Annotated in this window: 21 protein-coding genes; 5 read left to right on the top strand and 16 right to left on the bottom strand. The window is 73.0% G+C overall.

Annotated features, from left to right (window positions below; genetic code table 11):
• Nucleotides 1-28: 28 nt before the first annotated feature.
• Complete coding sequence (locus BCAV_RS12920; protein ID WP_015883052.1) at nt 29-1462, bottom strand: bifunctional folylpolyglutamate synthase/dihydrofolate synthase; 1434 nt, start codon at nt 1460-1462, stop codon at nt 29-31.
• Complete coding sequence (gene ileS / locus BCAV_RS12925) at nt 1459-4755, bottom strand: isoleucine--tRNA ligase (protein WP_015883053.1); 3297 nt, start codon at nt 4753-4755, stop codon at nt 1459-1461. Before ileS ends, BCAV_RS12920 begins: the two co-directional genes overlap by 4 nt.
• 295 nt (nt 4756-5050) lie before the next feature.
• Here ileS and BCAV_RS12930 point away from each other — a divergent pair, with 295 nt between their 5' ends.
• On the top strand, nt 5051-5407 hold the full coding sequence (locus BCAV_RS12930; RefSeq protein ID WP_015883054.1) for an HIT family protein: 357 nt from the start codon (nt 5051-5053) through the stop codon (nt 5405-5407).
• Nucleotides 5408-5557: 150 nt separating this feature from the next.
• Nucleotides 5558-7471 carry an HNH endonuclease signature motif containing protein gene (locus BCAV_RS21670; protein WP_015883055.1) on the top strand — a complete coding sequence of 638 codons (1914 nt, stop codon included), beginning with the start codon at nt 5558-5560 and terminating at the stop codon, nt 7469-7471.
• 46 nt (nt 7472-7517) lie between these two features.
• On the opposite strand, the gene BCAV_RS12940 is transcribed toward BCAV_RS21670, so the two are convergent.
• The 11 genes from BCAV_RS12940 to BCAV_RS12990 form a co-directional block, all read right to left on the bottom strand.
• The gene (locus tag BCAV_RS12940; protein WP_015883056.1) at nt 7518-8276 is read right to left on the bottom strand and encodes an SDR family NAD(P)-dependent oxidoreductase; all 759 of its coding nucleotides are present in this window, start codon (nt 8274-8276) and stop codon (nt 7518-7520) included.
• Nucleotides 8277-8287: 11 nt separating this feature from the next.
• Entirely contained in the window at nt 8288-9601 is a 1314-nt protein-coding gene (locus tag BCAV_RS12945; protein WP_015883057.1) for an aspartate aminotransferase family protein, read from the bottom strand.
• An 18-nt stretch (nt 9602-9619) separates the two neighbouring features.
• Nucleotides 9620-10777, bottom strand: a complete 1158-nt coding sequence (locus tag BCAV_RS12950; protein WP_015883058.1) for an ABC transporter substrate-binding protein — start codon at nt 10775-10777, stop codon at nt 9620-9622.
• A gap of 43 nt (nt 10778-10820) precedes the next feature.
• Complete coding sequence (locus tag BCAV_RS12955; RefSeq protein WP_015883059.1) at nt 10821-11579, bottom strand: ABC transporter permease; 759 nt, start codon at nt 11577-11579, stop codon at nt 10821-10823.
• Nucleotides 11576-12424, bottom strand: coding sequence for an ABC transporter ATP-binding protein (locus tag BCAV_RS12960; RefSeq protein WP_015883060.1), 849 nt, complete (start codon nt 12422-12424; stop codon nt 11576-11578). The genes BCAV_RS12955 and BCAV_RS12960 overlap by 4 nt, the downstream gene beginning before the upstream one ends.
• On the bottom strand, nt 12421-13341 hold the full coding sequence (locus tag BCAV_RS12965) for an ABC transporter permease (RefSeq protein ID WP_015883061.1): 921 nt from the start codon (nt 13339-13341) through the stop codon (nt 12421-12423). Before BCAV_RS12965 ends, BCAV_RS12960 begins: the two co-directional genes overlap by 4 nt.
• Nucleotides 13338-14372, bottom strand: coding sequence for a TIGR03842 family LLM class F420-dependent oxidoreductase (locus tag BCAV_RS12970; RefSeq protein ID WP_015883062.1), 1035 nt, complete (start codon nt 14370-14372; stop codon nt 13338-13340). The genes BCAV_RS12965 and BCAV_RS12970 overlap by 4 nt, the downstream gene beginning before the upstream one ends.
• Before the next feature lie 8 nt (nt 14373-14380).
• On the bottom strand, nt 14381-15817 hold the full coding sequence (hydA, locus tag BCAV_RS12975; RefSeq protein WP_015883063.1) for a dihydropyrimidinase: 1437 nt from the start codon (nt 15815-15817) through the stop codon (nt 14381-14383).
• 28 nt (nt 15818-15845) lie between these two features.
• Nucleotides 15846-16694 (bottom strand): nitrilase-related carbon-nitrogen hydrolase, encoded by an 849-nt coding sequence (locus BCAV_RS12980; protein ID WP_015883064.1) that lies wholly within the window; start codon nt 16692-16694, stop codon nt 15846-15848.
• 153 nt (nt 16695-16847) lie between these two features.
• Entirely contained in the window at nt 16848-18134 is a 1287-nt protein-coding gene (locus tag BCAV_RS12985) for an APC family permease (RefSeq protein WP_015883065.1), read from the bottom strand.
• A 60-nt stretch (nt 18135-18194) separates the two neighbouring features.
• Entirely contained in the window at nt 18195-19043 is an 849-nt protein-coding gene (locus tag BCAV_RS12990) for an aldo/keto reductase (protein WP_015883066.1), read from the bottom strand.
• 138 nt (nt 19044-19181) lie between these two features.
• Between BCAV_RS12990 and BCAV_RS12995 the strand changes: the two genes are divergently transcribed.
• From BCAV_RS12995 to BCAV_RS13005, 3 genes are read left to right on the top strand one after another with little or no spacing between them, the layout of a single operon-like run.
• Nucleotides 19182-20201, top strand: coding sequence for a putative F420-0 ABC transporter substrate-binding protein (locus BCAV_RS12995; RefSeq protein ID WP_015883067.1), 1020 nt, complete (start codon nt 19182-19184; stop codon nt 20199-20201).
• On the top strand, nt 20201-21322 hold the full coding sequence (locus tag BCAV_RS13000; protein WP_015883068.1) for a putative F420-0 ABC transporter permease subunit: 1122 nt from the start codon (nt 20201-20203) through the stop codon (nt 21320-21322). Before BCAV_RS12995 ends, BCAV_RS13000 begins: the two co-directional genes overlap by 1 nt.
• Nucleotides 21319-22140 carry a putative F420-0 ABC transporter ATP-binding protein gene (locus BCAV_RS13005; RefSeq protein ID WP_015883069.1) on the top strand — a complete coding sequence of 274 codons (822 nt, stop codon included), beginning with the start codon at nt 21319-21321 and terminating at the stop codon, nt 22138-22140. The genes BCAV_RS13000 and BCAV_RS13005 overlap by 4 nt, the downstream gene beginning before the upstream one ends.
• A 12-nt stretch (nt 22141-22152) precedes the next feature.
• Here the strand turns inward: BCAV_RS13005 and BCAV_RS13010 are convergent, their stop codons facing one another.
• The 3 genes from BCAV_RS13010 to BCAV_RS13020 are packed head-to-tail and all read right to left on the bottom strand — an operon-like array spanning nt 22153 to nt 24421.
• Nucleotides 22153-22590 (bottom strand): VOC family protein, encoded by a 438-nt coding sequence (locus BCAV_RS13010; protein ID WP_015883070.1) that lies wholly within the window; start codon nt 22588-22590, stop codon nt 22153-22155.
• On the bottom strand, nt 22587-23417 hold the full coding sequence (cofE, locus tag BCAV_RS13015; RefSeq protein ID WP_144016958.1) for a coenzyme F420-0:L-glutamate ligase: 831 nt from the start codon (nt 23415-23417) through the stop codon (nt 22587-22589). The genes BCAV_RS13010 and cofE overlap by 4 nt, the downstream gene beginning before the upstream one ends.
• Nucleotides 23418-23422: 5 nt before the next feature.
• The gene (locus tag BCAV_RS13020; RefSeq protein ID WP_015883072.1) at nt 23423-24421 is read right to left on the bottom strand and encodes a TIGR03557 family F420-dependent LLM class oxidoreductase; all 999 of its coding nucleotides are present in this window, start codon (nt 24419-24421) and stop codon (nt 23423-23425) included.
• Between the last annotated feature and the right edge of the window lies 1 nt (nt 24422).

Consider the following 24422-nt stretch of genomic DNA (forward strand, 5'->3'; position numbering starts at 1 on the left):
GGAGCCCCAGGACCCGGACGACGCCGGGTCAGGGGGCCGCGGCGCCGAACAGCGTCCGCACCTCCGCCGCCAGGATGACGGATCCGAACGCGACGACGCCCGTGCCGACACCGATCCCCGGCATCTCGTCACCCGACTCGGCGAGCTCGGCGGCGAGGGCGACGGCGTCCGGCAGCTGTTCCGCCACACGGACCCGGTCCTCCCCGAAGATGTCGCGGGCGATCTCCGCCAGCTCCTCGACGTCCATCGACCGCAGCGATGTCGACCGGGTGATGACGACCTCCGCGAGAACCGGCTCGAGCTCCGTGAGGATGCCCGCCGCGTCCTTGTCGGCCATGATGCCGACGACACCGACCAGCCTGCTGAATCCGAACGCCTCCTCGATCGCCTCGACGGCGGCGTGGGCACCCGCGGGGTTGTGCGCGGCGTCGACGATCACCGCCGGCGACGTCCGCACGAGCTCCATCCGCCCGGGAGACGTCACGTCCGCGAACGCGGTCTCGACGACGTCCGCGGCGAGCGGCACCCCGCCGAGGAACGCCTCGACGGCGGCGAGCGCCAGGAGCGCGTTGTGCGCCTGGTGCGCCCCGTGCAACGGCACGAAGACGTCCTCGTAGACGCCGCCGATCCCCTGCAGCGTCACGAGCTGACCGCCGACGGCGACGCGGCGGTCGAGCACGGCGATCTCCCCCGGCGTCGCCTGCGCATCCTCGTCCGCCGCGTCCCCGAACGCGGCCTCGACCACGAGGCGCGCGCGGTGCCGCGCCGCCGCCGCCGCGAGCACGTCGGTCACCTCGGGTGCCTGCGCGGCGCTCACGCACGTCGCGCCGTCCTTGATGATGCCGGACTTCACCGTCGCGATGGAGGCGAGGTCGTGCCCGAGCCAGCGCTCGTGATCCATCGCGATCGGCGTCACCACCGCCACCTCGGCGTCGACGACGTTCGTGGAGTCCCACTCGCCGCCCATGCCGACCTCGACGACGGCGACGTCGACCGGCGCGTCGGCGAACGCCGCGTACGCCATGGACGTGAGCACCTCGAAGAAGCTGAGCCGGGACTGCCCGGCCGCCTCCAGCTCGGCGTCGACCATCGCGATGTACGGCGCGACGTCGTCCCACACCTCGACCCACCGCGCCGCGGAGATCGGCTCACCGTCGATCGCGATCCGCTCCCGGACGGTCGACAGGTGCGGCGACGTGAAGCGGCCGGTGCGCAGCCCGAGCTCGCGCAGCAACCGCTCGGTCATGCGCGCCGTCGACGTCTTCCCGTTCGTCCCGGTGAGGTGGATCGCGCGGAAGCTCTGCTGCGGGTCACCGAGCAGCGAGATGACGCGGCGCACCCGCTCGATCGTGGGGTCGAAGTCGTGCTCCGGGGTGCGGCGCAGGATCTCGTGGTAGATCTCCTGCGCGCGGGCGTTCGCCGGGCCGTCCACGGGGCTCGGGGGCCCGACCTCGCGCGTCATCGGGCGCCTCCCTCGAGGCGTGCCAGCTCGACTCCGACGACGTCGACGGTTCCCGGCGCCACCGCGTCGACGGTGACGTCCACGGCGAGCGTCTCGGCGCCGATGAAGTCCGATCGGTCGGCCACCGCCTGCGCCCATTCGGCGGGCACCGCGAGGCGGAGCGTGATCCGGTCGGCGACGTGCAGGCCGGCCGCCTTGCGCTCGTCCTGCACGACGCGGACGACGTCGCGTGCGTACCCCTCGCCGAGCAGGTCGTCGTCGAGCTCGAGGTCGAGCACGACGAACCCCCCGCCGGGCAGCACGCCGGCCGCGACGGAGTCGCCGAGCGCGTCGGAGACCTGGGTCGACGTCGTGTACTCCCCGTCCTCGAGACGGACACCGCCGGCGACGACGACGTCCCGCCCGTCCTCCTGCACCGTCTCCCAGTCGCCGGCCCGCGCGCCGGCGATCGCGCGCTGGACGTCGCGGCCGAGCCGCGGGCCCGCGGCGCGCGCGTCGACGGTCAGCTTCGTGAACACGCCGTGCTGCTGCGCGGCGTCCGAGGCGATGTCCTCGCACGCGACCTCGCGCAGGTTGACCTCGCCGGCGATGAGCTCCGCGAACGGCTCGAGCGCCGCGACGTCGTCGACCACCACCGTGAGACGGCGCAACGGCTGCCGCACGCGGAGCTTGTTCGCCTTGCGCAGGGCGTGCGCCGTCGAGACCACCTCCCGCGCCCGGTCCATCGCGGCGACGAGGTCGTCGTCCGCGACGAGCGCTGCCGCCGTCGGGTCGACCCCGGCGTCGGCGTCGAGCGCCGGCCAGTCCGTCAGGTGCACGCTCCGACCACCCGTGAGCCCGCGCCACACCTCCTCCGCGACCATCGGCGCGAGCGGCGCCATGAGGCGCGTCAGCACCTCGAGCACCGTGTAGAGCGTGCCGTACGCCCCGGCGTCCTCGTCCCAGAACCGCTGCCGCGACGTGCGCACGTACCAGTTCGTGACGACGTCGAGGTGGTCGCGGACCGCCGTGCACGCGCGGGCGATGTCGTACACCTCGAGCGCGTCGGTCACCCGCTCCACCAGGGAGCGGGTCCGGGCCAGGACGTAGCGGTCCATGTCCGCCAGCCCCGCCACCTCCGACGGCGACGGCGGCCGCACATCGATCCCGGCGCCGTCGTCAACGGTGTTGGCGTACAGGCTGAAGAAGTACCAGGTGTTCCACAACGGCAGCAGGACACCGCGCACCTCGGTGCGGATGGCCTCCTCCGCGACCACGAGGTTGCCGCCGCGCAGCACCGGCGAGCTCATCAGCGACCACCGCACGGCGTCGGAGCCGTACGCGTCGAACATCCGCATGGGGTCGGGGAAGTTGCGCAGCGACTTGCTCGCCTTGCGGCCGTCGTCGCCGAGGATGATGCCGTGCGAGACGCACGTGCGGAACGCCGGCCGGTCGAACAGCGCCGTCGAGAGCACGTGCAGCAGGTAGAACCAGCCGCGCGTCTGCCCGATGTACTCGACGATGAAGTCGCCCGGGAAGTGGTGCTCGAACCACTCCGTGTTCTCGAACGGGTAGTGCACCTGGGCGAACGGCATCGAGCCGGAGTCGAACCACACGTCCATGACGTCCGGGATGCGGCGCATGGTGCTCCGCCCCGTCGGATCGTCGGGGTTCGGGCGGGTGAGTCGGTCGATGAACGGGCGGTGCAGATCCTCGACCGGCACGCCGAAGTCGGCCTCGAGCTGGGCGATCGATCCGTACACGTCGATCCTGGGGTGCTCCGGGTCGTCGCTCGTCCACACGGGAATCGGCGTGCCCCAGTAGCGCTTGCGGCTGATCGACCAGTCGCGGGCGCCCTCGAGCCACTTGCCGAACTGCCCGTCCTTGAGGTGCTCGGGCACCCAGGTGATCTCCTGGTTGAGCTCGACCATCCGGTCCCGGAACGCGCTCACGCGGATGAACCACGACTCGACGCCCTTGTAGATGAGCGGGTTCTTGCACCGCCAGCAGTGCGGGTAGGAGTGGTCGTACGTCTCGTGGCGCAGGAGCACGGTGCCGGGCGTCACGGAATGCGCCGCCTCGCCCCGGGTCGCGGCCTTGAGGTCCGCGATGATCTGGCTGTTCGCGTCGAACACCAGCTGGCCGGCGTACTCCGTGACCGGTTCGGTGAACGCGCCGTCGGGGCCGACGGGCATGACCGACTCGATCCCCTCGCGGTCGGTGACGACCTTGTCGTCCTCACCGAAGGCGCCCGCCGTGTGCACGAGCCCGGTGCCGTCCTCCGTCGTGACGAAGTCGGCGTCGACCACGCGGAACGCGTTCTCGCGGCCCAGGTAGTACGAGAACGGCGGGGTGTAGCTCCGCCCGAGCAGCTCCGCACCGGTGAGACGCTCCACCACCTGCTCGGCGACGTCGTCGACCCCCTCGTTCTTCAGCTCCCGCGCGTACGCCGGCAGGCGGGCGGCCGCGAGGACGTACCGCTCGGTGGTGCCGGTGGTGTCGGAGGTGACGACGACGTACTCGATGTCCCGGCCGACGACGATCGCGAGGTTCGACGGGAGCGTCCACGGCGTCGTCGTCCACACGAGCGCGATCTCGCCGCTCTCGAGGCGGAGCCCCACGGTGACGGCGGGGTCCTGCCGCATGCGGTAGACGTCGTCGTCCATGCGCAGCTCGTGGTTGGACAGCGGCGTCTGGTCGCGCCAGCAGTACGGCAGGACGCGGTAGCCCTCGTACGCGAGGCCCTTGTCGTAGAGCTCCTTGAACGCCCAGATCACCGACTCCATGTAGGTGGGGTCGAGGGTCTTGTAGTCGTTCTCGAAGTCGACCCACCTCGCCTGACGGGTGACGTACTCCTCCCACTCGCGCGTGTAGCGCAGCACGGACTCGCGGCACTCCTTGTTGAAGGCCTCGATGCCCAGCTCCTCGATCTGGGACTTGTCGGTGATGCCGAGGAGCCGCTCGGCCTCGAGCTCGGCCGGGAGCCCGTGCGTGTCCCAGCCGAAGCGGCGTTCGACGTGCTTGCCACGCATCGTGCGGTACCGCGGGACGACGTCCTTGACGTAGCCGGTGAGGAGGTGACCGTAGTGCGGGAGTCCGTTCGCGAACGGCGGGCCGTCGTAGAAGACGAACTCGTTGCTGCCGTTCTCTCCGGCGGGTCGCTGCGCGATCGAGGCACGGAACGTGTCGTCGTCGGCCCAGAACGCGAGGACGTCACGCTCGAGCTGCGGGAGGTCCGGCGAGGCCGCGACGCCGCTCGTGGGCGTGTGGCGCGGGTAGTGGCGGTGGGCACCGGCGGCGGGGGTCTCGGCCATGGTGGTGGCGGTCTCCAGGTCTCGCGACTTCGGTCACGAGGACGACCCGGCCGGCGCTCGCCGGCGGACCGCGGTACCACCTCGCTTGCCGCCGCCCCGCGAGGGACACCGGCCGCTCTTGCCACAGGCTGTGACGGGCCCATCCGTCCGGTTCTAGTGAGGACGTGCCCGACGGCGCTGCGTGCGGTCTCGTCCCGTTCTTCCGGAGGCTCGCCGGTGATGGCCGGGTCGACGCCTGTGCCGTGAGTCTAGCCGCGGTCGGGAGCAGCGGTCATCCGGCGGGTAGCCTCCGACGATGCCCGTCAGCGAGCCCTACGAGGGCAACGACTTCTACTGCGACGTCGCTATCCCGCACAGCGACGAGCTCGACGTGGTGCACGAGGACGACGCGGTCCTCGCGTTCCACCACACGCGCCCGTTCTGGCAGGTTCACGTCGTCGTCGTGCCGAAGCGGCACATCGCCTCGCTGACGAGCCTCGGCCCCGGTGACGAGGCAGACGCGCGGCGACTCTTCGCCGTCGTGCAGGACATCGCGCGGTCGGTGGAGGCGGCACACGGCGCCGCGGCCGTCCTCACGAATCTCGGGCGGTACCAGGACTCCAAGCATCTCCACGTGCACGTGCACAGCGGGGCGCGGCGGCGGGTGGCGTAGCCCCAACGTGCACAGCGGGGCACGGCGGCCGGGGGACGTGTCCCGCACGCCCTGGCTTCGCGGACGCGGGCTCGGATCGCGACGCAGTCGTGACCTGCCGTTCGAACACACGTATGGCGCGTGTCGGCGGCTTCTGGGAGAATCGATCACATGTTCGGTCCACTCGAACGGCGCCACGGGGCCCTCGTCCCGGACTCGCCGCTGCGTGCTCGGATCGACCTCCTCCGGCTGGACTCACCGGTCGCGATGGGGGCTCTCGCCGTCGCGGTCGTCATCGAGGCCGGGGCGTTGCTCTCCGGTACCGCCGACATCTGCCCGGGCTGTGCGGCCGAGCCCTCGGCTGCCGGCCCTCCCCAGGGTCCCGCCACCGTCGGCGTCGCGACCACCACACCTGCCACGACGCCGGTAGCCCGCGCACGCGACGTCGAGCTCGTGAGCGCAGCGGTCACTGCCGGGTCGACGGCGGTGGGGCTCGCGGGGATGGACTGGACCCGGCTCGGCGTCGAGGACCTGCTCACGGTCATCGCGGAGTGGCGCCGCGTGGAGGCAGCGGCGGCCGCGCAGGTGCGGTACGCCGCGGCGGAGCTGGCCGGCCGCGCCGAGATGAACCCAGCGCTCCTCGCCCTGCATGGTGCCGACGCCTGCATCGCCCCGGACGAGCTGGCGACGCTGCTCGGGGTCTCGCTGCGCGCGGCTCGCCACCTCGTGGGCGCCGGGCAGCAGTTCACGGGTCCGCTCGCCGATGTCGGGCACGCCCTGGCAGCGGGACTCATCGACGCGGGGAAGGCGCAGGTCTATTGCGACGTGCTGACCGGACTGCCGGTCGAGGTCGTGCTCGCCGTCGTCGACGCCACGCTTCCGCACGCCCCCTCGTGGACCCACTACCGCCTCAAGGAGAAGCTCCGCTCCGCGGTCGTCGCAGCGTCGGGTGCCGACGCCCGGGTCGCTCATGAGCACGCGGCAGCGGGCAGGCATCTCCGCCGTCCCGAACCACTCCCTGACGGTATGGCCCGCCTCGTGGCCGTCCTGCCTGCTCTCGACGCGCAGACCGTGTGGACCGCGTGCGACGCGGCGGCGTGGAGCGCGCGCACGTCGGGCGACCCGCGCACCCTCGATCAGCTCCGCGCCGATGCTCTCTCCCTGCTCGCCGAGCACGCGCTCGCCACCGGCGCGATCGGCGCACCGGTCGAGGGCGGCGAGAGCCGTGGCGATCCGGACGTCGGCGCCTCTCCCGACACACCGGCGCACGCGCCATCGCCACTCAGCACCGGATCCACGGCGCCGCCCAGCTCGGCGCCGCCCCCCACCACCACGGACTCGGCGTCACCTGACGACCGGCCCACCGATCCCAGCTGTTCGTCGGCGTCGCCACCATCAGGCGTGGGCGCGGGCGTGCGGTCCGGTGTGCCCGGCGGCCTCCCTGTCGTCCGACTCGGGCGGCCGGGTCGGGCGCGACCCGCGGTCCAGGTCGTCATCGCGGCGTCGACGATCCTCGGGCTCGACGACCATCCCGCCACGCTGACCGGCTACGGCGCGATCGATGCGGCCACAGCCCGCCGCTTCGCCCTGGGCGAGGACGCGACGTGGCGGCGGCTCCTCACGGACCCGGCCACCGGCCTCATCGTCGACGTGTCCGCCGAGGCGTACCGTCCGTCGGACCCCGTCGCACGATTCGTCAGAGCGCGGGATCCGCACAGCGTGGTGCCCGGCTGCGGTGTGCCGTCCGACCGCTGCGACCTGGACCACGTCATCCGCTTCCCGTGGGGTCCGACGACCATCGAGAACCTGGCTCCGCTGTGTCGACGGCACCACCTGCTGAAGACCCACTGCGGCTACACGCTGACGCGCCACGCGGACGGCTCGACCACCTGGACCACGCCGTTCAGGCACACGACCACGGCGCCGGCAGAGCTCCCGCTCACCCCGGCGGCGCCGACGGACGCAGGTCCCGACGGCCCGCGGCACACCGACGATCCCGACAGCGCCGGCGGCCCTGGTCCCGACCGGCCCGACGACGGCCCTGGCAACGGTGGGCCCGGCGACATCGGGCCTCCGCCGTTCTGACGCCGCGTTCGACCTCGGTCGTCCGACGAGAGCCGTCTCGACCTCGTCAGCCCCGCGCCACCACGGTGTTCGAGGCCTGCGCACGCGGCCGCAGGACCATGGAGTCGACGTTCACGTGAGGCGGCCGGGTCAACGCCCAGGCGATCGCGTCCGCGACGTCCTCGGCCACGAGCGGCTCCGCCACGCCGGCGTACACGCGTTCCGCGGCCTCGGCGTCCCCGTGGAGGCGGTGCAGGGCGAACTCCTCCGTCTTCACCATGCCCGGCGCGATCTCGATCACCCGCACGGGTTGGCCCACGAGCTCCAACCGCAAGGTGCTCGCGATGACCCGCTCCGCGTGCTTCGCCGCGACGTATCCGCCCCCGCCGGGGTAGGTGTCGTGGGCGGCCGTGGACGTGACGACGACGACGTCGCCACCGCCGTCGGCGCGGAGATCGTCGAGCAGTCCCTGGGTGATGCGGAGAGTCGCCAGCACGTTGCGGTCGTACATCGTGCGCCACTCCTCGATGTCGCCGCGCTCGACGCTGTCGGCCCCGAGCGCACCGCCGGCCACGTTCACGAGCGAACGCAACGGACCGCCGGCCCGCACGTGCGTCACGAGCGCCGCGACCTCGGCATCGTCGGTGAGGTCGGCAGGGAAGGCGTCGGCGCCGGTCTCCTCGGCCAGGGCCGTCAGCCGGTCGGCCCGCCGCGCCGTCGCGACGACGTCCCAACCCTGGGTCCGCAGGGCGCGCACCGTGGCCGCGCCGATCCCCGTCGACGCCCCGGTGACGAGCGCCCGCGGGGTTGCCTGTTCAGTGCTCACGGCGAGCGAGACTACGCCGCCGCCACGGCCGCCAGCACGTCGTCGAGGATCGCGAGCGCCGTCGCCACCTCGTCGGCCGTCACGACGCACGGCGGCACCACGTGCACCCGGTTGTCTGCGGTGAACACCAGCAGCCGTCGCTCCAGGCACGCCGCCTTGATCGCTGCCACGACGGACGGCGCCACCGGCTCACGCGTCTCGGGATCGCTCACCAGGTCGAGCGCCCAGAACACCCCGGCGCCACGCACCTCGCCGATCATCGGGTGACGATCCGCGAGCTCGTGCAACGCCGGCCCGATCACCTCGGCGCCGATCTGCGCCGCGTGCTCGACGATCCGCTCGTCCTCCATCGCGGAGATCGACGCCACGATCGACGCCGCCGCCAGCGGATGGCCGGAGTAGGTGAGGCCACCGGGAAAGACCCGGTCGGCGAACGTGGCCGCGATCTCCTCGCTGATGATGACGCCGCCCACGGGGACGTACCCGGAGTTGACACCCTTCGCGAACGTGACGAGATCGGGTCGCGCCGCGCCGTCGTCCACCACGTCGAACGCGAACCACCCACCCGCGCGACCGAATCCCGCCATCACCTCGTCCAGGATCAGCACGATGCCGTGGCGGTCGGCGATCTCCCGGACGCCGGCGAGGTACCCGGGCGGTGGCACCAGGATCCCGGCGGTGCCCGGGATCGTCTCGAGCAGGATCGCGGCGACGCTCGACGCGCCCTCCGCCTCGATCACCCGCTCGAGGTGGCGCAGCGCGCGTCGGCACTCCTCCTCGGCGGTGCTCGCGTCGAACTCCGACCGGTACAGGAACGGCCCGAACACGTGGACGTGCCCGCGGGCGTACTCGTTCGGGATGCGCCTCCAGTCCCCCGTCGCCGTGATCGCCGCGCCGGTGTTCCCGTGGTACGAGCGGTACGTCGAGACCACCTTGTCGCGACCCGTGTGCAGCCGCGCCATCCGGATCGCGTTCTCGATCGCGTCGGCCCCGCCGTTGGTGAAGAACACCTGCGCCATCCCCGCCGGAGCGTGCCGGAGGATCGCCTCCGCCGCCCTGCCCCTGGCGAGGTTCGCCGCCGACGGCGCGACGGTCGGCAGCACGGCCGCCTGCTCCGCGATCGCCGCGACGATCCGGGGGTGCGCATGGCCGATGTTGACGTTCACCATCTGCGAGGAGAAGTCGAGGTACCGCTCGCCGTCGTGATCCCACAGCCACGAACCGGACCCACCCGCAGGGGCGAACGTGGGCCGCTTCGACTGCGCCGACCACGAGTGGAACACCAGCCGGTCCAGCTCGAGGGCCAGCTCACGGTCGTTCGTCATCGTCCCAGCCTTCCACAGTCAGTTGCCGCCCTCCACGAGCTCGACGTCGATCGGCTCGTAGGCGTCGCCCGTGACGTCGACGCCGTCGGCCTCGAGGTCCGCGACCGCCTGCTCGACGTACTGCATGTCGATCGCCGTGTCCGGCGGCGGCGCGGTGATGATCGTCGCGCCGGTCTCGTTGTGGGTCGCCATCGCCATGTCGACCGTCGCGTCCCAGGCGGCCATGTCGGCGACGCCGATCCCGTCGGGCGAGGGCCAGATGAGCTTGTTCACCTCGTTGACCATCCACAGCTGGTGGCTCGCACCGAGCTGCGAACCGGCCGCCGTCACGACGTCCGCCGCCGCCTGCGGGTCCTCGCGAGCGTCGACCCAGCCGCGGAGGCTCGCCCGCAGGAACGCGACGGTCGTCTCGCGGTACTCCTCGTCGTCGGCGAGCCGGCCGGCGTCGGCCCAGATCGCGTCCTGCAGCATCGCGGTGCCGACGTCGTTGTAGTCGATGACGTTGAGGTCCTCCGGCTGGTACAGCTCGCCCGTGTCCGGGTTCACCGTCTCGAGCACCTGCGCGTACTCGTTGTACGTCATCGCCTGCGCCGCCTCGATGTCGCCGGCGAGGAACGCGTTCATCGTGAAGTCCTGCGTGACGAGCTCGATGTCCTCGACGGTCAGCTCGGCCTGGTCCAGCGCCGCGAAGATCTCCCACTCGTTGCCGAACCCCCACGACCCGACGCTGCGCCCGGCGAAGTCGTCCACCGACGTGATGCCGGAGTCGGCCATCGACAGCTGCAGGGTCCCGGACCGCTGGAACACCTGCGCGACGTTCGTGATGTCCGCGCCCTGCTCGATCGAACCGAGCACCTTCGGCACCCATGCGATCGCGTAGTCCACCTCGCCGGTCGCGAGCGCGTCCTGCGGCACGATGTCGCCGCCCGACTCCACGATCTCGACCTCGAGGCCCTCGTCCGCGTAGTACCCGTTCTCCTGCGCCAGGAAGTACCCGGCGAACTGGCCCTGGGTGAGCCACTGCAGCTGCAGCCGGACCTGGGTGACCTCGCCCTCCGCCCCGCTCTCCGACGTCGGGTCCTCCCCGCCGGTCCCGCTGCCGTCCGTCGTGCACGCGGCCAGCAGGGTGACGCCGACGACGGCGCTGACGCCCATGGTGAGATGTGTTCGTCTCATGGTCGGTCCTCTCTGTGCGGTTCGATCTCGGATGTGTCCCGGCTCAGCGGCGCCGGCGGGCGAGCACGTACGTCTCGAGCGCCGTCGTCCCGACGTAGAAGACGAGCCCCAGCACCACGGCAGCCACGACGTACGACCACGCCCGCGCGTAGTCGCTCTGCGCCGCCGACGACGTGATGTACGAGCCGAGGCCACCGCGCGGGCCCCCGAAGTACTCGGCCACGAGCGCCGAGATGACCGCGAGCGACGACGCGATCCGGACTCCGGTGGCGAGGAACGGCACGGCCGCCGGGAGCCGCACCGCTCGCATGACCTGCCGGCGCGTCGCCGCGTACGCGCGCATGAGGTCCCGCTGCACCGGCGTCGTCTGGCGCAGCCCCCGCAGCGTCGTGACGAACACCGGCACGTACACCGCGACCGACGCGACCACCTGCCGCGCCGTCTGCTCGCCCGCCCCGAACATCGTGTAGAGGACGGGCGCGAGGGCGACGATCGGGATCACGGCGAGCACGGCGACGAGCGGCGCGACGAGCTCGTCGAGGGCACGCCAGGTCGACGCCGCAACGGCGAACGCGGCACCGAGCACCGTCCCGACCACGAGCCCCACGAGCGCGTTGACGCCGGTCACCACCGTCGCCGAGACGAGCACCGGCAGGTACGCGGTGATCTCGCCGAGGATGTCGGCCGGGCTCGGGAGGACGTAGGCGTCGATGTTCCCGACCTCGACCACGAGCTGCCAGACGAGCAGGACCACCGCCCCGAGCACCAGGGGCGGCGCGACCCGCCCGAGCGCCGTGCTCACGCCCGCTCCACGGACGCCGCCGACGTCGGTGAGGCCGACGCGGATGATGCCGACGCCGCGCCGCTGCCCGCGTGCAACGCCTCGCGCACCCGCGTGACGACGTCGAAGAACGCGGGATCCTCGCGCAGCTGCTCCGTCCGGTCGGGGCCGAGCGGGACGTCGACCACGCTCGCGATGCGGCCGGGCCGGGGCGACATGACGAACACCCGGTCGGAGCAGAACGCCGCCTCCGGGATCGAGTGCGTGACGAGCACGACCGCGGCTCCGCTCGCGCGCACGAGGCGCACCAGCTCGGACTGCATGCGCTCGCGCGTCATCTCGTCGAGCGCGCCGAACGGTTCGTCGAGCAGCAGCAGGCCCGGCTCCTCGGCGAGCGCCCGGGCGATCGCCACGCGCTGCTGCATGCCGCCGGAGAGCTGGTCCGGGTGGGCGTCCGCGACGTCGTGCAGGCCCACCAGGTCGAGCAGCTCCCGTGACCTGGCGCGGCGCGCCGCCGCGGGGACGCCGTGCAGCTCCAGCGGGAGCTCGATGTTCGCGGCGACGGTCCGCCAGTCCAGGAGCCCGGCCTGCTGGAACGCGATCCCGTAGTCCTGGTCGAGTCGCGCCTGCGCGGCCGGCTTGCCGAACACGCGCACCTCGCCCTCGCTCGGTTCCTCGAGGTCGGCCACGATCCGCAGCAGGGTGCTCTTGCCGCAGCCGGACGGTCCGAGGAGCGACACGAACTCGCCGCGACCGACCTGCGCGTCGATCCCGGTGAGGGCGTGCACGGCCCCGGTGCGGGTCGCGAACGTCTTGCCGACGGCGTGCAGGTGCACCGCCGGGGCGTCCGCGGGAGGGGTGCTCACGAGGGCGCCTCCCCTCGCCGGTACCGGGTCAGCGCGGCTCCCAGCAGCACCACGCCGCCGGCCGCCACGAGCCCGAGCAGCATCGCCCCGAGGATCGGCGCCCACGACTTCGCCGGGTCGCCGCTCGCGGACTGCGCGAACTCGAGGATCGAGCGCCCGATCCCGCCACGCAGGCCGATCGACACCTCCGCCACCACCGTGCCGATGATCGCGTTCGCAGCCGCGAGCCGCAGCGCCGGGAGCAGGTACGGGACGCTCGCCGGGAACCGCAGCATGCGCGTCTCCTGCCACCACGTCGCCGCGTACGACCGCATGAGGTCCGTCTGCGCCCGGCCCGGCGACTGCAGCCCGCGCAGGGCGCCGACCGCCACTGGGAAGAACGCCAGGTACGACGCGATGACGGCCACGGACATCCACGGCTGCCACGCCATGCCACCGATCGCGATGCGCGACCCCCACCCCCGCACCACCGGCGCGAGCGCGATGAGGGGAACTGTCTGCGACAGCACGACCCACGGCAGCACGGCGGACAGCGCGAGCCGGAAGCGCTGCATGAGCAGGGCGAGCGCGAGCCCGACCCCGACGCCGAGCACCCACCCCACCGCCGCCACGCCCAGGCTGAAGAGCGCGGCACGAGCCACGGTGAGCCAGAGCGGCTCCGCGCCGGCGGCCCGCGTCGTGGGCTCGAGCAGCCGCGTGAGCATGTCCGCGACGTGCGGCATCGCGACGTCGTCCGTGCGCGGGAGGATCCGCAGACCGCCGACGACGACGCCGTCGTCCGGCCCGAGCGCCTTGTAGACCTCCCACACGGCCACGACCGCCAGGAGCCCCGCGGCGCCGAGCAGCGCACGCCGCGCGACGCCGCCCGTACGCCGCCGTCGGACGAGGACCTGCGCCGGGTCGGCCGACGCGCTCACGCCGTCGCCACCGCCGCCCCAGCGCCGAACGCCGGGACCACGGAGTCGCCGTACGCCGCGAGCGTCCCCTCCATGTCGTCGTGCTGCAGGTAGCCGGCGAACTGGTCGACCCCCAGCTCCGCGAGCACCGTCAGCTTCGCCACGTGCTCCCGGGCCGTGCCCAGCACGCAGAAGCGCTCGACGATCTCGTCGGGGACGAAGTCCGCGTGCGGGTTCCCCGCCCGGCCGTGCTGCGCGTAGTCGTACCCGTCGCGCCCGGCGATGTACGCCGTCAGCGCCTCCGGCACCCCGCTCGTGGCGCCGTAGCGGGCCACGATGTCGGCGACGTGGTTGCCGACCATGCCGCCGAACCACCGGCACTGGTCGAGCATGTGCGCCCGGGCCTGCGGCGTGTCGTCGGCGATCACGTACATCGGTGCCGCGACGCAGAACCTGATCGCGGCCGGGTCCCGGCCGGCCCGCTCGGCGGCGGCCCGGACCGCGCCGATCATCCAGGCGGCGATGTCCGGGTCCGCGAGCTGGAGGATGAACCCGTCGCCCACCTCGCCGGTGAGCTCGAGCGCCTTCGGCCCGTACGCCGCCACCCACACCTCGAGGCGGCTCGCGGACGCCCACTCGAACCGGATCGGCGTACCGTCCACCAGCGCCTCGCGCCCGTTCCCCAGCTCCCGGATCGTCTCGACGGCGTCGCGGAGCGCCGCGAGCGTCGTCGGCCGCCCACCCTGCACGCGCACCGCGGAGTCGCCCCGACCGATCCCGCAGACGGTGCGGTTGCCGTACATCTCGTTGAGCGTCGCGAACGTCGACGCCGTCACGCTCACGTCCCGCGTGGCGGGGTTCGTCACCATCGGCCCGACCATGACGCGGCTCGTGCGCGCCAGGATCTGGCTGAGGATCACGTACGGCTCCTCCCACAGGACGTGCGAGTCGAACGTCCACACGTGACTGAACCCGGCCGCCTCGGCGGCCTCCGCCAGCGCGACGGTGCGCGCCGCGGGCGGGTTCGTCTGCAGGACGATGCCCAGGTCCATCGCTCCCCCTACGCCAGGTACTGCGTGAGACCGCGGCGGAGGTACTCCCCGTGGCCGGGACGGCCGTGGAACTGCCCGTCGGCGACCACCACCTCACCGCGGGAGAGCACGACGTCGACGTGCCCGTCCACCTCGAAGCCCTCCCAGGCGGAGTGGTCCATGTTCATGTGGTGGGTCTTGCCCACGCCGATGCTCGTGCGGCCGCGCGGGTCGTAGACGACGACGTCGGCGTCCGCCCCGGGCGCGATCACGCCCTTGCGGCCGGCGAGCCCGAACATCCGGGCCGGCGTCGTCGACGTGAGCTCCACCCAGCGCTCGAGCGTGATCTCACCCGTCACGACGCCCTGGTACATGAGGTCCATGCGGTGCTCCACGGAGCCGATCCCGTTCGGGATCTTCCGGAAGTCGCCGAGGCCGAGCTCCTTCTGGTCCTTCATGCAGAACGGGCAGTGGTCGGTCGAGACCATCTGCAGGTCGTTCGTCCGCAGCGCCCGCCACATCGACTCCTGGTGGCCCTCCGCTCGGGAGCGCAGCGGCGTCGAGCACACCCACTTGGCACCCTCGAACGCCCCCCACTGCTCGCTGCTCGCCCCGAGCTGCTCCTCGAGGCTGAGGTAGAGGTACTGGGGGCACGTCTCGCCGAACACGTTCTTGCCCGCGTCGCGCGCTCCTGCGATCTGCGCCACCGCCTGCTTCGCACTCACGTGCACGACGTAAAGCGGAGCCCCGGTCACGTCCGCGAGCATGATCGCCCGGTGCGTCGCCTCCTCCTCGAGCTGCCACGCCCGGGCGACCCCGTGGAAGTACGGGTCGGTGCGGCCCGACTCCGCCAGCTGCGCAGCAAGGACGTCGATCGCCGGGCCGTTCTCGGCGTGCATCATCGTGAGCAGCCCCAGGTCCGCGGCCTTCTGCATCGCGCGCAGCACCTGCGCGTCGTCCGAGTAGAAGACGCCCGGGTAGGCCATGAACAGCTTGTAGCTCGTGATCCCCTCCTCGACGAGACGCTCCATGGCCTTGAGCGCGTCGTCGTCGACCCCGCCGATGATCTGGTGGAAGCCGTAGTCCACAGCACAGTTCCCGGCCGCCTTCTCGTGCCACGCGGCGAGCCCGTCCTCGACGCGCTCGCCGGTGCGCTGCACGGCGAAGTCGATGATCGACGTCGTCCCGCCCCACGCGGCGGCGATCGTGCCGGTTTCGAACGTGTCCGACGCCTCGGTGCCGCCGAACGGGAGCTGCATGTGCGTGTGCGCGTCGATGCCGCCGGGGATCACGTACTTGCCGCTCGCGTCGATCACGCGGTCGACGGAGCCGGCCAGGTCGTGGCCGAGGAGCGTCGACCCGGGTGCCAGGACGGCGGCGATCCGGGTGCCGTCGACGAGCACGTCCGCGGGGCCGCGCCCTGTCGCGCTCACCACCTCGCCTCCGGTGAGGAGTGTGGTCGTCATCGTGGGTTCCTTCCTGCCGTCGGTCCGCTCACGGCCGGGTCAACGAGTCGTAGGCGTCCGGACGGCGGTCGCGGTAGAACTGCCACTGCTCCCGCAGGGTCCGCACGTGGCCGAGGTCGACGTCCCGCACGATGTACCCGGCTTCCGTGTCGCTGGCCTTCTCGCCGACGAGGTTCCCGTCCGGACCCACCACGTACGAGCTGCCGTAGAACGCCACGGCGTCGTCGCCGTACTCGTTCGTCTCCGCACCGACCCGGTTGTTCGCCGCGACGAAGTAGCCGTTGGCGATCGCCGCCGCCGGTTGCTCGATGTCCCACAGCCGGTTCGACAACCCCGGCTTGGTGGCGTTCGGGTTGAACACGATCTCCGCTCCCGCGAGCCCGAGCGCACGCCAGCCCTCCGGGAAGTGGCGGTCGTAGCAGATGTACACGCCGACCCGCCCGACGGCCGTGTCGAAGACCGGCCAGCCCAGGTTCCCGGGCCGGAAGTAGAACTTCTCCCAGAACTTCGGCAGGTGCGGGATGTGGTGCTTGCGATACTTGCCGAGGTACGTGCCGTCAGCGTCGACGACCGCTGCGGTGTTGTAGAGGATCCCGGGCTGCTCCTCCTCGTACACCGGGAGGACGAGGACGACGCCGAGCTCCTGGGCGAGCGAGGCGAACCGGTCGGTCGTCGGGCCGGGCACCGACTCGGCGAAGTCGTAGTACGACGGGTCCTGCGTGATGCCGAAGTACGGGCCCGTGAACAGCTCCTGGAAGGCGATCACCTGGGCACCGTCGGCTGCCGCGTCGCGGGCGTACTGCTCGTGCAGGTCGGCCATGCTCTCCCGGTCGCCCGTCCACGGCGTCTGCGTCAGCCCCACCCGGATGATGCTCATGTGCCACGGCCTTCCTCGCGTCGGTGCTCGGGCCCGCCCAGGAGCCCACGTCGGCGCCCGGCGGGAGGGTTCAGCCTGCCGCCGATCACCGACGACGGCAAGGGCTCGCTCCCGACGCCGCGCTCAGCCTGACGGAGCGAGGTTTCCGCGTCGTTACGGTGCGGTCGCCGCTCGCCAGCGCCGCGCCAGCACGGTCACTCCCCACGCCGACGCCGCGATCGCCGCCGGCCAGGCGAGGTACGCGCCGCTCGCCACGAGCAGCGCGACGACGACGACGAGCGACGTCACCGCCGCCCACCAGCCGGCCCCGCGGACGGGCAGCAGGCGCAGCGCGGCGAGCACGCCGACGCCGTACACGACGACGAAGCACGCGGTCGCGAGCCTGACCAGCGTCGCCAGATCGAGCTCGAGCGTCACGGACAGCGCGAGCATGGCGCCCGAGGCCACGGTGATGACCACGAGGCTGCGCCGCGGGACCTCCCCCGCCCGGCTCCCGCGGGCCAGCCAGGCAGGCAGCGCGCCGTCCCGGGCGAGCGCCGCGCCGAGCTTCGCGGCGCCGGCGACGTACGCGTTCAGCACGCCGAACGTCAGGAGGACGGCGACGACCGCTGCGACGGCGCGGCCGTGCGCGCCGAGCGCGACGGCGAACAGCTCCGCCAGCGGGGCCGCGTCCTCGCCGGCCCGCGCGCCCAGGACGGCGACGACGGCGAACGCGACGGCCAGGTAGATGACGCCGACGACGACGAGCGCCGCCGCCGTCGCGCGCGGCACGTCTCGCCCCGGGTCGCGGAACTCCCCGGTGAGGTGCGTGATCGCCTCCCAGCCGACGAAGCTCCAGACGAGCAGCGCGGCGGCGGGGACGATCGCCGTCCAACCGTGCGGCGCGAACGGGACGAAACCGGCGGGATCGGCGGCGTCGAGCGATCCCAGGACGGCGACGAGGAGGAACACGACGAGCGTCGCCGCCAGCGCGAGCTGGACCCAGCCCGCCACGCGCACGCCCGCCCAATTGACGGCGAACGCGGCCACGAGCACCGCCGCTCCGGTCAGGACGACGGTCCGTGTGCCCCCGCCGACGGCGGCCTCCACGTACGCACCGGCGAACAGGGCAGCCGCAGGTGCGCCGGGCGGGATGGCCGCCCAGAACGTCCAGCCGACCAGGTCGGCGGCGCGGTCACCGAACGCTCGCCTCGCGTACGTCGAGACGCCGCCGGAGTCCGGGTAGCGCGCGCCGAGCGCGGCGAACGTCGCGGCGAGGGGGACGGACGCGACGACGAGGAACAGCCAGGCGACGAGCGAGGCCGGACCCGCGGCGTCGGCGGCCAGCGCCGGCAGACCGATGACCCCGGTGCCGAGGACGGCGCCGACGTACAGCGCCGTCGCCTGCGCCGGCCCGAGGCCCGTCCGGCGCACCGGGGCGGGACGCGCCGCGCTGCTCATGGCGCGAGTGTGCCCCCCGCCGCCCACACTCCGCTCACGCAGCCTCGGGCCGCGCCCGCGTCACCAGGCCGGCACCCAGTCCATGGTGTCCGGGTGACCGCCGATGCGGCCGCCGTCGCCCTGGTCGAGCGCGGCGATCGCCGCCATCTGCTCCGGGCTCAGCTCGACGTCGAACAGCTCGATGTTCTCCACCACGCGCGAACGCGTCACCGACTTCGGGAACACGATCGATCCGCGCTGGAGGTGCCACCGCAGCACCACCTGGGCAGGGGTCTTCCCGACCGCCTCGGCGACGGCGACGATCGCGGGGTCGTCGAGCACCTTGCCCTGCGCGATCGGCGACCACGCCTCGGTGGCGATGCCGTGCTGCTCGCCGAAGTCCCGCACCGCGGAGTTGAGGAAGTACGGGTGGAGCTCGATCTGGTTGACGGCCGGCACGACGTCGGTCTCGTCGAGGAGGCGCTGCAGGTGCGGCACCTGGAAGTTCGAGACGCCGATCGAGCGCGCCCGCCCGTCCGCGGCGAACTCCCCCAGCGTGCGCCACGTGGAGACGAAGTCGCCGTCGTAGAGCGTCGGCAGCGGCCAGTGGATGAGGAACAGGTCCACGTGGTCGGTGCCGAGCTCGGTGAGCGTGCCCTCGAAGGCGCGGCGGGCATCGTCGGGCCGGTGGTAGCCGTTGTTCAGCTTGCTCGTGAGGTAGACGTCGCCGCGGTCGAGGCCGCTGGCGCGCACCGCGTCGCCCACGCCGCGCTCGTTCCGGTACATCTGGGCCGTGTCGATGTGGCGGTAGCCGATCTCGAGAGCCTGCGCGACGGCGTCGGCGGTCTCCTCCGGCGGGATCTGGAACACCCCGAATCCGAGCTGGGGGATCTCGTGGCCGTCGTTGAGCGTGATCGTCGGAATCGCCATGCGACTAGGCTAGGGGGCGAGGACCCCGGGGCGTGACCTGCCCCGGCGAGGCACGTCGGTCTTGACCTGCCGGTCCGGTGCCGTCAGCGCCTTTGGCACGTGCACCCGATCGATCCGTCGACCCTTCGGAGTCCTCCTGTGCCCATCCTGAAGTCCCCACGCGCGCGCCGCTCCTGGTTCGCCGGCGCGCTCGCCGTCGGGGCCCTCGCCCTGGCCGCCTGCGGCGGCGGCGCGAGCGCCGACCCGAACGCCTCCGCCTCCGAGGAGCAGGCCGCCGCCGACTACGCGGCGTTCACCGCCGACAACTGCGGCACGGACGTGGCGGTCGACGCCGCGCCGCAGCGGATCGTGACCATCAAGTCGAGCACCACGGAGCTCGTCCTCGCGCTCGGCGCCGGTGACCGCATCGTCGGGACGGCCTACCCGGACGGCCCGGTGCCCGACGAGTACGCCGACGTCATGGCGGACGTCCCCGTGCTCTCGGACCGGGTCCCGTCCCACGAGGCGGTGCTCGAGCTCGAGCCCGACCTCGTGTACGCCGGCTGGGAGTCGAACCTCGCGGCGGACGGCGCCGGGGAACGCTCGTCCTTCTCGTCGCTCGGCATCACGACGTTCGTCTCGCCGTCGGCCTGCCAGGAGCCCGGCTACCAGCCGGACCCGCTGACGTTCGACGACGTCTTCGCGGAGATCGAGCAGGTGGGCGCGCTCCTCGGCGAGCCCGACGCCGCCGCGGACCTCGTCGAGGAGCAGCGCGCCGCGCTCTCCGACGTGACGCCCTCGGACGCCGGCCTGAGCGCCGTCTGGTACTCGTCCGGGTCCGACACCCCGTTCGTCGGCGCCGGCATCGGGGCGCCGCAGATGGTGATGGACGCCGCCGGCCTGGAGAACATCGCCGCCGACGTCCACGACACGTGGACGTCCCTGTCCTGGGAGGCCGTGGCGGACGCCGAACCCGACGTCATCGTGCTCGTGGACTCCGAGTGGAACACGGCCGAGAACAAGATCGAGGTGCTGGAGTCGAACCCGGTCACGGCCGCCCTCCCCGCCGTGCAGGACGCGCGCTACGTCGTCGTCCCGTTCGCGGCGACCGAGGCGGGGGTGCGCTCCGTGGACGCGGCGCGGACGATCGCCGACCAGCTGGCGGACCTGGAGGGCTGATGCTGCTCGCCGAGCGGACGCCGGCGCCGGCCTCCGAGCCGTCGCCCGGGCCTCGCCGCCCGGGCGTGGTACGAGGTTCTCTCGGCGTGTGGCTCGCCGGTCTGGGGGTGGCGCTGGCCGTCTCGTTCGTCGTCGCCGTCGCCGTCGGGACGGCGGACATCTCGCCCGGCCAGATCGTGGGATCGGCATGGCACCACGCGGCCGCGGCGCTCGAGCGGGTGCTCGGCGGCGCGGTGAGCGTGCCCGCGAACCCGCTCAGCACGATCCAGGACGCGATCATCTGGCAGGGCCGCGCCCCGCGCGTCGTCACGGCCGCCGCCGTCGGCGCCGGGCTCGCGATCGCCGGCGCCGTCATGCAGGCCCTCATGCGCAACCCCCTCGCCGACCCGTACCTGCTCGGGATCTCGTCCGGCGCCACGCTCGGCGCCGTCGCCGTCCTGCTGCTCGGCGTCGCTGTGCTGCTCCCCGTCGCGGCGTTCGGCGGAGCCCTGCTGGCGCTCGCCCTGACGCTCGCCCTGGCCGGCGCGACGACGGGATCCCGGCTGACGCCGTCGCGCACGATCCTCGCGGGGGTGGCCGTCGCTCAGGGATGCGCTGCCGTGACGTCGTTCGTCATCTTCACGTCCGCGCAGGGCGACTCCTACCGCGAGGTCCTGAGCTGGCTCATGGGCTCGCTCGGCGGGGCGACCTGGTTGAGCGTGGCCATCGCGTGCGGGGCGCTCGCGGTGGTCGGCACCGTGCTCGTGACCGGAGGGCGCACGCTCGACGCGTTCGCGTTCGGCGACACGTCCGCCACGAGCCTCGGCGTCGGCGTGGCCCGCACGCGATGGATCGGCCTCGGGCTGGTCGCCCTGCTCGTCGGCGCGCTCGTGAGCGTGAGCGGGTCGATCGGGTTCGTCGGGCTGGTCGTCCCGCACGCTGTCCGGCTCGCCGTCTCCAGCCGGCACGTGCGGCTCCTGCCCGTCTCCGCCGGCGTGGGCGCGATCGTGCTCCTGTGGGCGGACACGCTGGCGCGGACGGTCATCGCCCCGCGCGAGCTCCCGGTCGGGATCCTGACGGCGGCGATCGGGGCGCCCGTGTTCGCCGTCCTGCTCCTGCGCTCGCGGCGAGGTGCCGCATGACCGCGCCGACGTCCGTGGCGCCGGCCCGCGTCGTCACCGCCGACGATCTCCGCCTGGAGCGCGTCTCGTGGCGCGCGGGGCGGCGACTCATCGTCGACGGCGTCGACGTCACGGCCCCGCCCGGCTCCGTGACCGGGGTGCTCGGACCGAACGGGTCCGGGAAGTCCACGCTCCTGCGACTCGTCGTCGGTGCGTTGCCGCCCGCCGAGGGCACGCTGCTGCTCGCGGGCGAGGACCTCCGCACGATGACGCGTCGAGCCCGCGCCCGTCGCATCGCCCTCGTCGAGCAGGACAGCCCGACGGACGTGCCGCTGCGCGCCCTCGACGTCGTGCTGCTCGGGCGGACGCCGTTCCGGTCGCGGTGGGCCACCGACTCCCCCGACGACGTCGAGCTCGCCCGGGCGATGCTCGCCCGCGTCGGAGCCGCCGACCTCGCCGACCGCGACGTCCCCACCCTGTCCGGCGGGGAGCGCCAGCGCGTGCACCTCGCCCGGGCGCTCGCGCAGGAGCCCCACCTCCTCCTCCTCGACGAGCCCACGAACCACCTCGACGTCGCCGCGCAGCTCGCGCTGCTGCGGCTCGTCCGCGAGCTCGACGGCGTCACGACCCTGGTCGCGCTGCACGACCTCAACCACGCGATGAGCGCGTGCGACCACGTGGTCGTCCTCGACGGCGGCCGGGTCGCCGCGGCGGGGCCGCCGTCGGAGGTCCTGACCCCCGACCTGCTCGCGCGGGTCTACGGCGTCCGGGCCGACGTCGTCCCGCACGCCCGGGGGGTCACGCTCGTGTTCTCCGAGCTCGACGAGGCGCCGACCTGACGCGGACCCGGGTCACACGACGCAGAACTCGTTGCCCTCCGGGTCGGCCATCGTCACGTGGTCAAGGCCGCCCGGCCCGGCGTGCTCGGTGAGCGTGCGCGCCCCGGCGTCCGTGAGACGCGCGACCTCGGCGCGGATCCGTCGCTCCCGCTCGCGCTGCGGCACGTCCCGCCCGCCGGAGACCTTCAGGTCGAGGTGGAGCCGGTTCTTCACGACCTTCGCCTCGGGGACCCTGAGGAACGACAGCGACGGCCCGACGCCCTGCGGGTCGGCGAGGTAGGCGCTGTCGCCCCACTCCTGCTCCGGGACGCCCTGCGCCAGGAGCCACGCGCCCCAGTCCGCGTAGCCCGCCGGTGGGTCCGGCTCCGCGTAGCGCAGCGCACCCGCCCAGAACCGCGCCAGCTCGGGCGGGTCCGCAGTGTCGACGGTCAGCCCCCAGCGGACGCTCACGGGAACTCGTACCCGCCCGGGCGGTCGCGGCCCTCGTGCGACGCCTCCTCGTACCCGGCGGCGTAACCCTCGTCGTACGCCTCGCGTGCTCCCTGCGCGAACAGGTCGTCGGCGCCCGTCCGGTTGAGCCCCCGAGCACCCGGCCCGTCGTCGGCCGTCACGAGGTGCGCGAGGCCGCGGACGACGGCGACCGGTCGCCCGCCGTGCGCGTGCTTCACCAGGTCGGCGGCGGCGGCGATCTCGTCCGCAGCCGCGACGATGGTCGCCTCCAGCGGACGCCCGGCGTCGTCGGGCCTGCCCCGCCTGTCGTCCAGGACGACGAGCCCGGCAGCGCCGATCCCGATGTCGGCGATCCCCTCGCGCCAGGGGCGGCCCGTGGAGTCCGTGACGAGGACGGCGGGCCGTGCGCCCAGTCGCGCGGCGAGGCCGCGGCGCAGCGACCGGGCCGACGCGTCCGGGTCCTCGGGCAGCAGCAGCGCCGTCCCGGCGAGCGTGTTCGAGACGTCGACGCCGGCCGCTGCCATGACGATGCCCTGCCGGTTCTCGACGATGCGCAGGTCGGGGCCGTCGGTGCGCTCCCGGGTCGCGACGACGCGCACCGTCTCGGAGTCGATCGCCTCCTGGCGCGAGGTAGCCGGGACGAGCCGGCCCTCGGCCTTCGACACGATCTTCGAGGCGACGACGACGACGTCGCCGTCCGCGACGCCGGTGCTCCCGTCCGGCCACGCGATCGCCGCGAGGACCGGGGTGAGGAGCGCGCCGAGGTCGACGCCGGACGTGACCGTCGGGACGCCGTCGGGCGCGGTGACGAGCAGCATGTCGGCCATCCCGCTCACCGCCCCAGCTTCGGGAGGACGTCGCGGCCGAAGGTCTCGATCCACTCCCGCTGGTTGCGGCCGACGTTGTGCAGGTAGATGCGGTCGAAGCCGAGGTCGACGTACTTCTGGATCTCCGCCCGGTGTACGTCCGGGTCGGAGGAGATGACGAGGCGGCCCTCGAAGTCCTCGGGGCGCACCAGCTTCGCCATCGCCGCGAAGTCGAACGGCGAGCGGATGTCCGCCTTGGGGAACTTCATCCCGCCGTTCGGCCACTCGGTCATCGCGTTGGCCAGCGCCGCCTCGTCCGTCTCGGCCCACGACAGGTGGAGCTGGAGCACCTTCGGCATCCGGGTCGGATCCTTGCCCATCTCCTTCGCCCCGGCGTCGAACCGGTCGAACAGCCCGGAGATCTTCTCGAGCGGCGCGCCGACGGTGATGAGCCCGTCCGCGTGGCGACCGGCGCGCTTCGCCGTCACCGGTCCCGCCGTCGCCACGAGGATCTCCGGCGCGACCTCCGGCATCGTCCACAGGCGCGTGGACTCGAGCTTGTAGAAGTCGCCCGAGTGCTTGACGTCCTTGCCGGCCAGCGAGCCGTGGAACAGCTTCGAGATGATCTCGATCGCCTCGAACATGCGGTTGATGCGTTCGGGCGCCTCCGGCCAATAGCCGGCCACGACGTGCTCGTTGAGCGCTTCTCCGCTGCCGAGCCCGAGCCAGTGCCGGCCGGGATACATCGCGGCCAGCGTCGCGCTCGCCTGCGCCACCATCGCCGGGTGCCACCGGAACGTGGGCGCCGTGACGCCCGGCCCGAAGTCGCCGCGCGTGCGTTCCCCGATCGCCGTCAGGACGTTCCACACGAAGGCGCTCTGCCCCTGCTGCGGCACCCACGGCTGGAAGTGGTCGGCCGCCATGACGCCGGAGAACCCGTGCGCCTCGGCGTGGGCGGACAGCTCGACCGCCTCCCGCGGGTGGAACTGCTCGAGCATCGCTGCGTATCCGACGGTGAGCGCCATG

Origin of the sequence: Beutenbergia cavernae DSM 12333 (assembly GCF_000023105.1) — a bacterium.
In the GTDB taxonomy this organism is placed as follows: Bacteria; Actinomycetota; Actinomycetes; order Actinomycetales; family Beutenbergiaceae; genus Beutenbergia; species Beutenbergia cavernae.

What these genes read in the sequence shown, in the direction of transcription:
- BCAV_RS12930 (WP_015883054.1), top strand. Translation starts at nt 5,051, where the DNA reads ATGCCCGTCAGCGAGCCCTACGAGGGCAACGACTTCTACTGCGACGTC.
- BCAV_RS13000 (WP_015883068.1), top strand. Translation starts at nt 20,201, where the DNA reads ATGCTGCTCGCCGAGCGGACGCCGGCGCCGGCCTCCGAGCCGTCGCCC.
- BCAV_RS13020 (WP_015883072.1), bottom strand. Translation starts at nt 24,421, where the DNA reads ATGGCGCTCACCGTCGGATACGCAGCGATGCTCGAGCAGTTCCACCCG.
- ileS (WP_015883053.1), bottom strand. Translation starts at nt 4,755, where the DNA reads ATGGCCGAGACCCCCGCCGCCGGTGCCCACCGCCACTACCCGCGCCAC.
- hydA (WP_015883063.1), bottom strand. Translation starts at nt 15,817, where the DNA reads ATGACGACCACACTCCTCACCGGAGGCGAGGTGGTGAGCGCGACAGGG.
- cofE (WP_144016958.1), bottom strand. Translation starts at nt 23,417, where the DNA reads ATGGCCGACATGCTGCTCGTCACCGCGCCCGACGGCGTCCCGACGGTC.
- BCAV_RS12985 (WP_015883065.1), bottom strand. Translation starts at nt 18,134, where the DNA reads ATGAGCAGCGCGGCGCGTCCCGCCCCGGTGCGCCGGACGGGCCTCGGG.
- BCAV_RS12920 (WP_015883052.1), bottom strand. Translation starts at nt 1,462, where the DNA reads ATGACGCGCGAGGTCGGGCCCCCGAGCCCCGTGGACGGCCCGGCGAAC.
- BCAV_RS12950 (WP_015883058.1), bottom strand. Translation starts at nt 10,777, where the DNA reads ATGAGACGAACACATCTCACCATGGGCGTCAGCGCCGTCGTCGGCGTC.
- BCAV_RS21670 (WP_015883055.1), top strand. Translation starts at nt 5,558, where the DNA reads ATGTTCGGTCCACTCGAACGGCGCCACGGGGCCCTCGTCCCGGACTCG.
- BCAV_RS12980 (WP_015883064.1), bottom strand. Translation starts at nt 16,694, where the DNA reads ATGAGCATCATCCGGGTGGGGCTGACGCAGACGCCGTGGACGGGCGAC.
- BCAV_RS12945 (WP_015883057.1), bottom strand. Translation starts at nt 9,601, where the DNA reads ATGACGAACGACCGTGAGCTGGCCCTCGAGCTGGACCGGCTGGTGTTC.
- BCAV_RS12970 (WP_015883062.1), bottom strand. Translation starts at nt 14,372, where the DNA reads ATGGACCTGGGCATCGTCCTGCAGACGAACCCGCCCGCGGCGCGCACC.
- BCAV_RS12990 (WP_015883066.1), bottom strand. Translation starts at nt 19,043, where the DNA reads ATGGCGATTCCGACGATCACGCTCAACGACGGCCACGAGATCCCCCAG.
- BCAV_RS13005 (WP_015883069.1), top strand. Translation starts at nt 21,319, where the DNA reads ATGACCGCGCCGACGTCCGTGGCGCCGGCCCGCGTCGTCACCGCCGAC.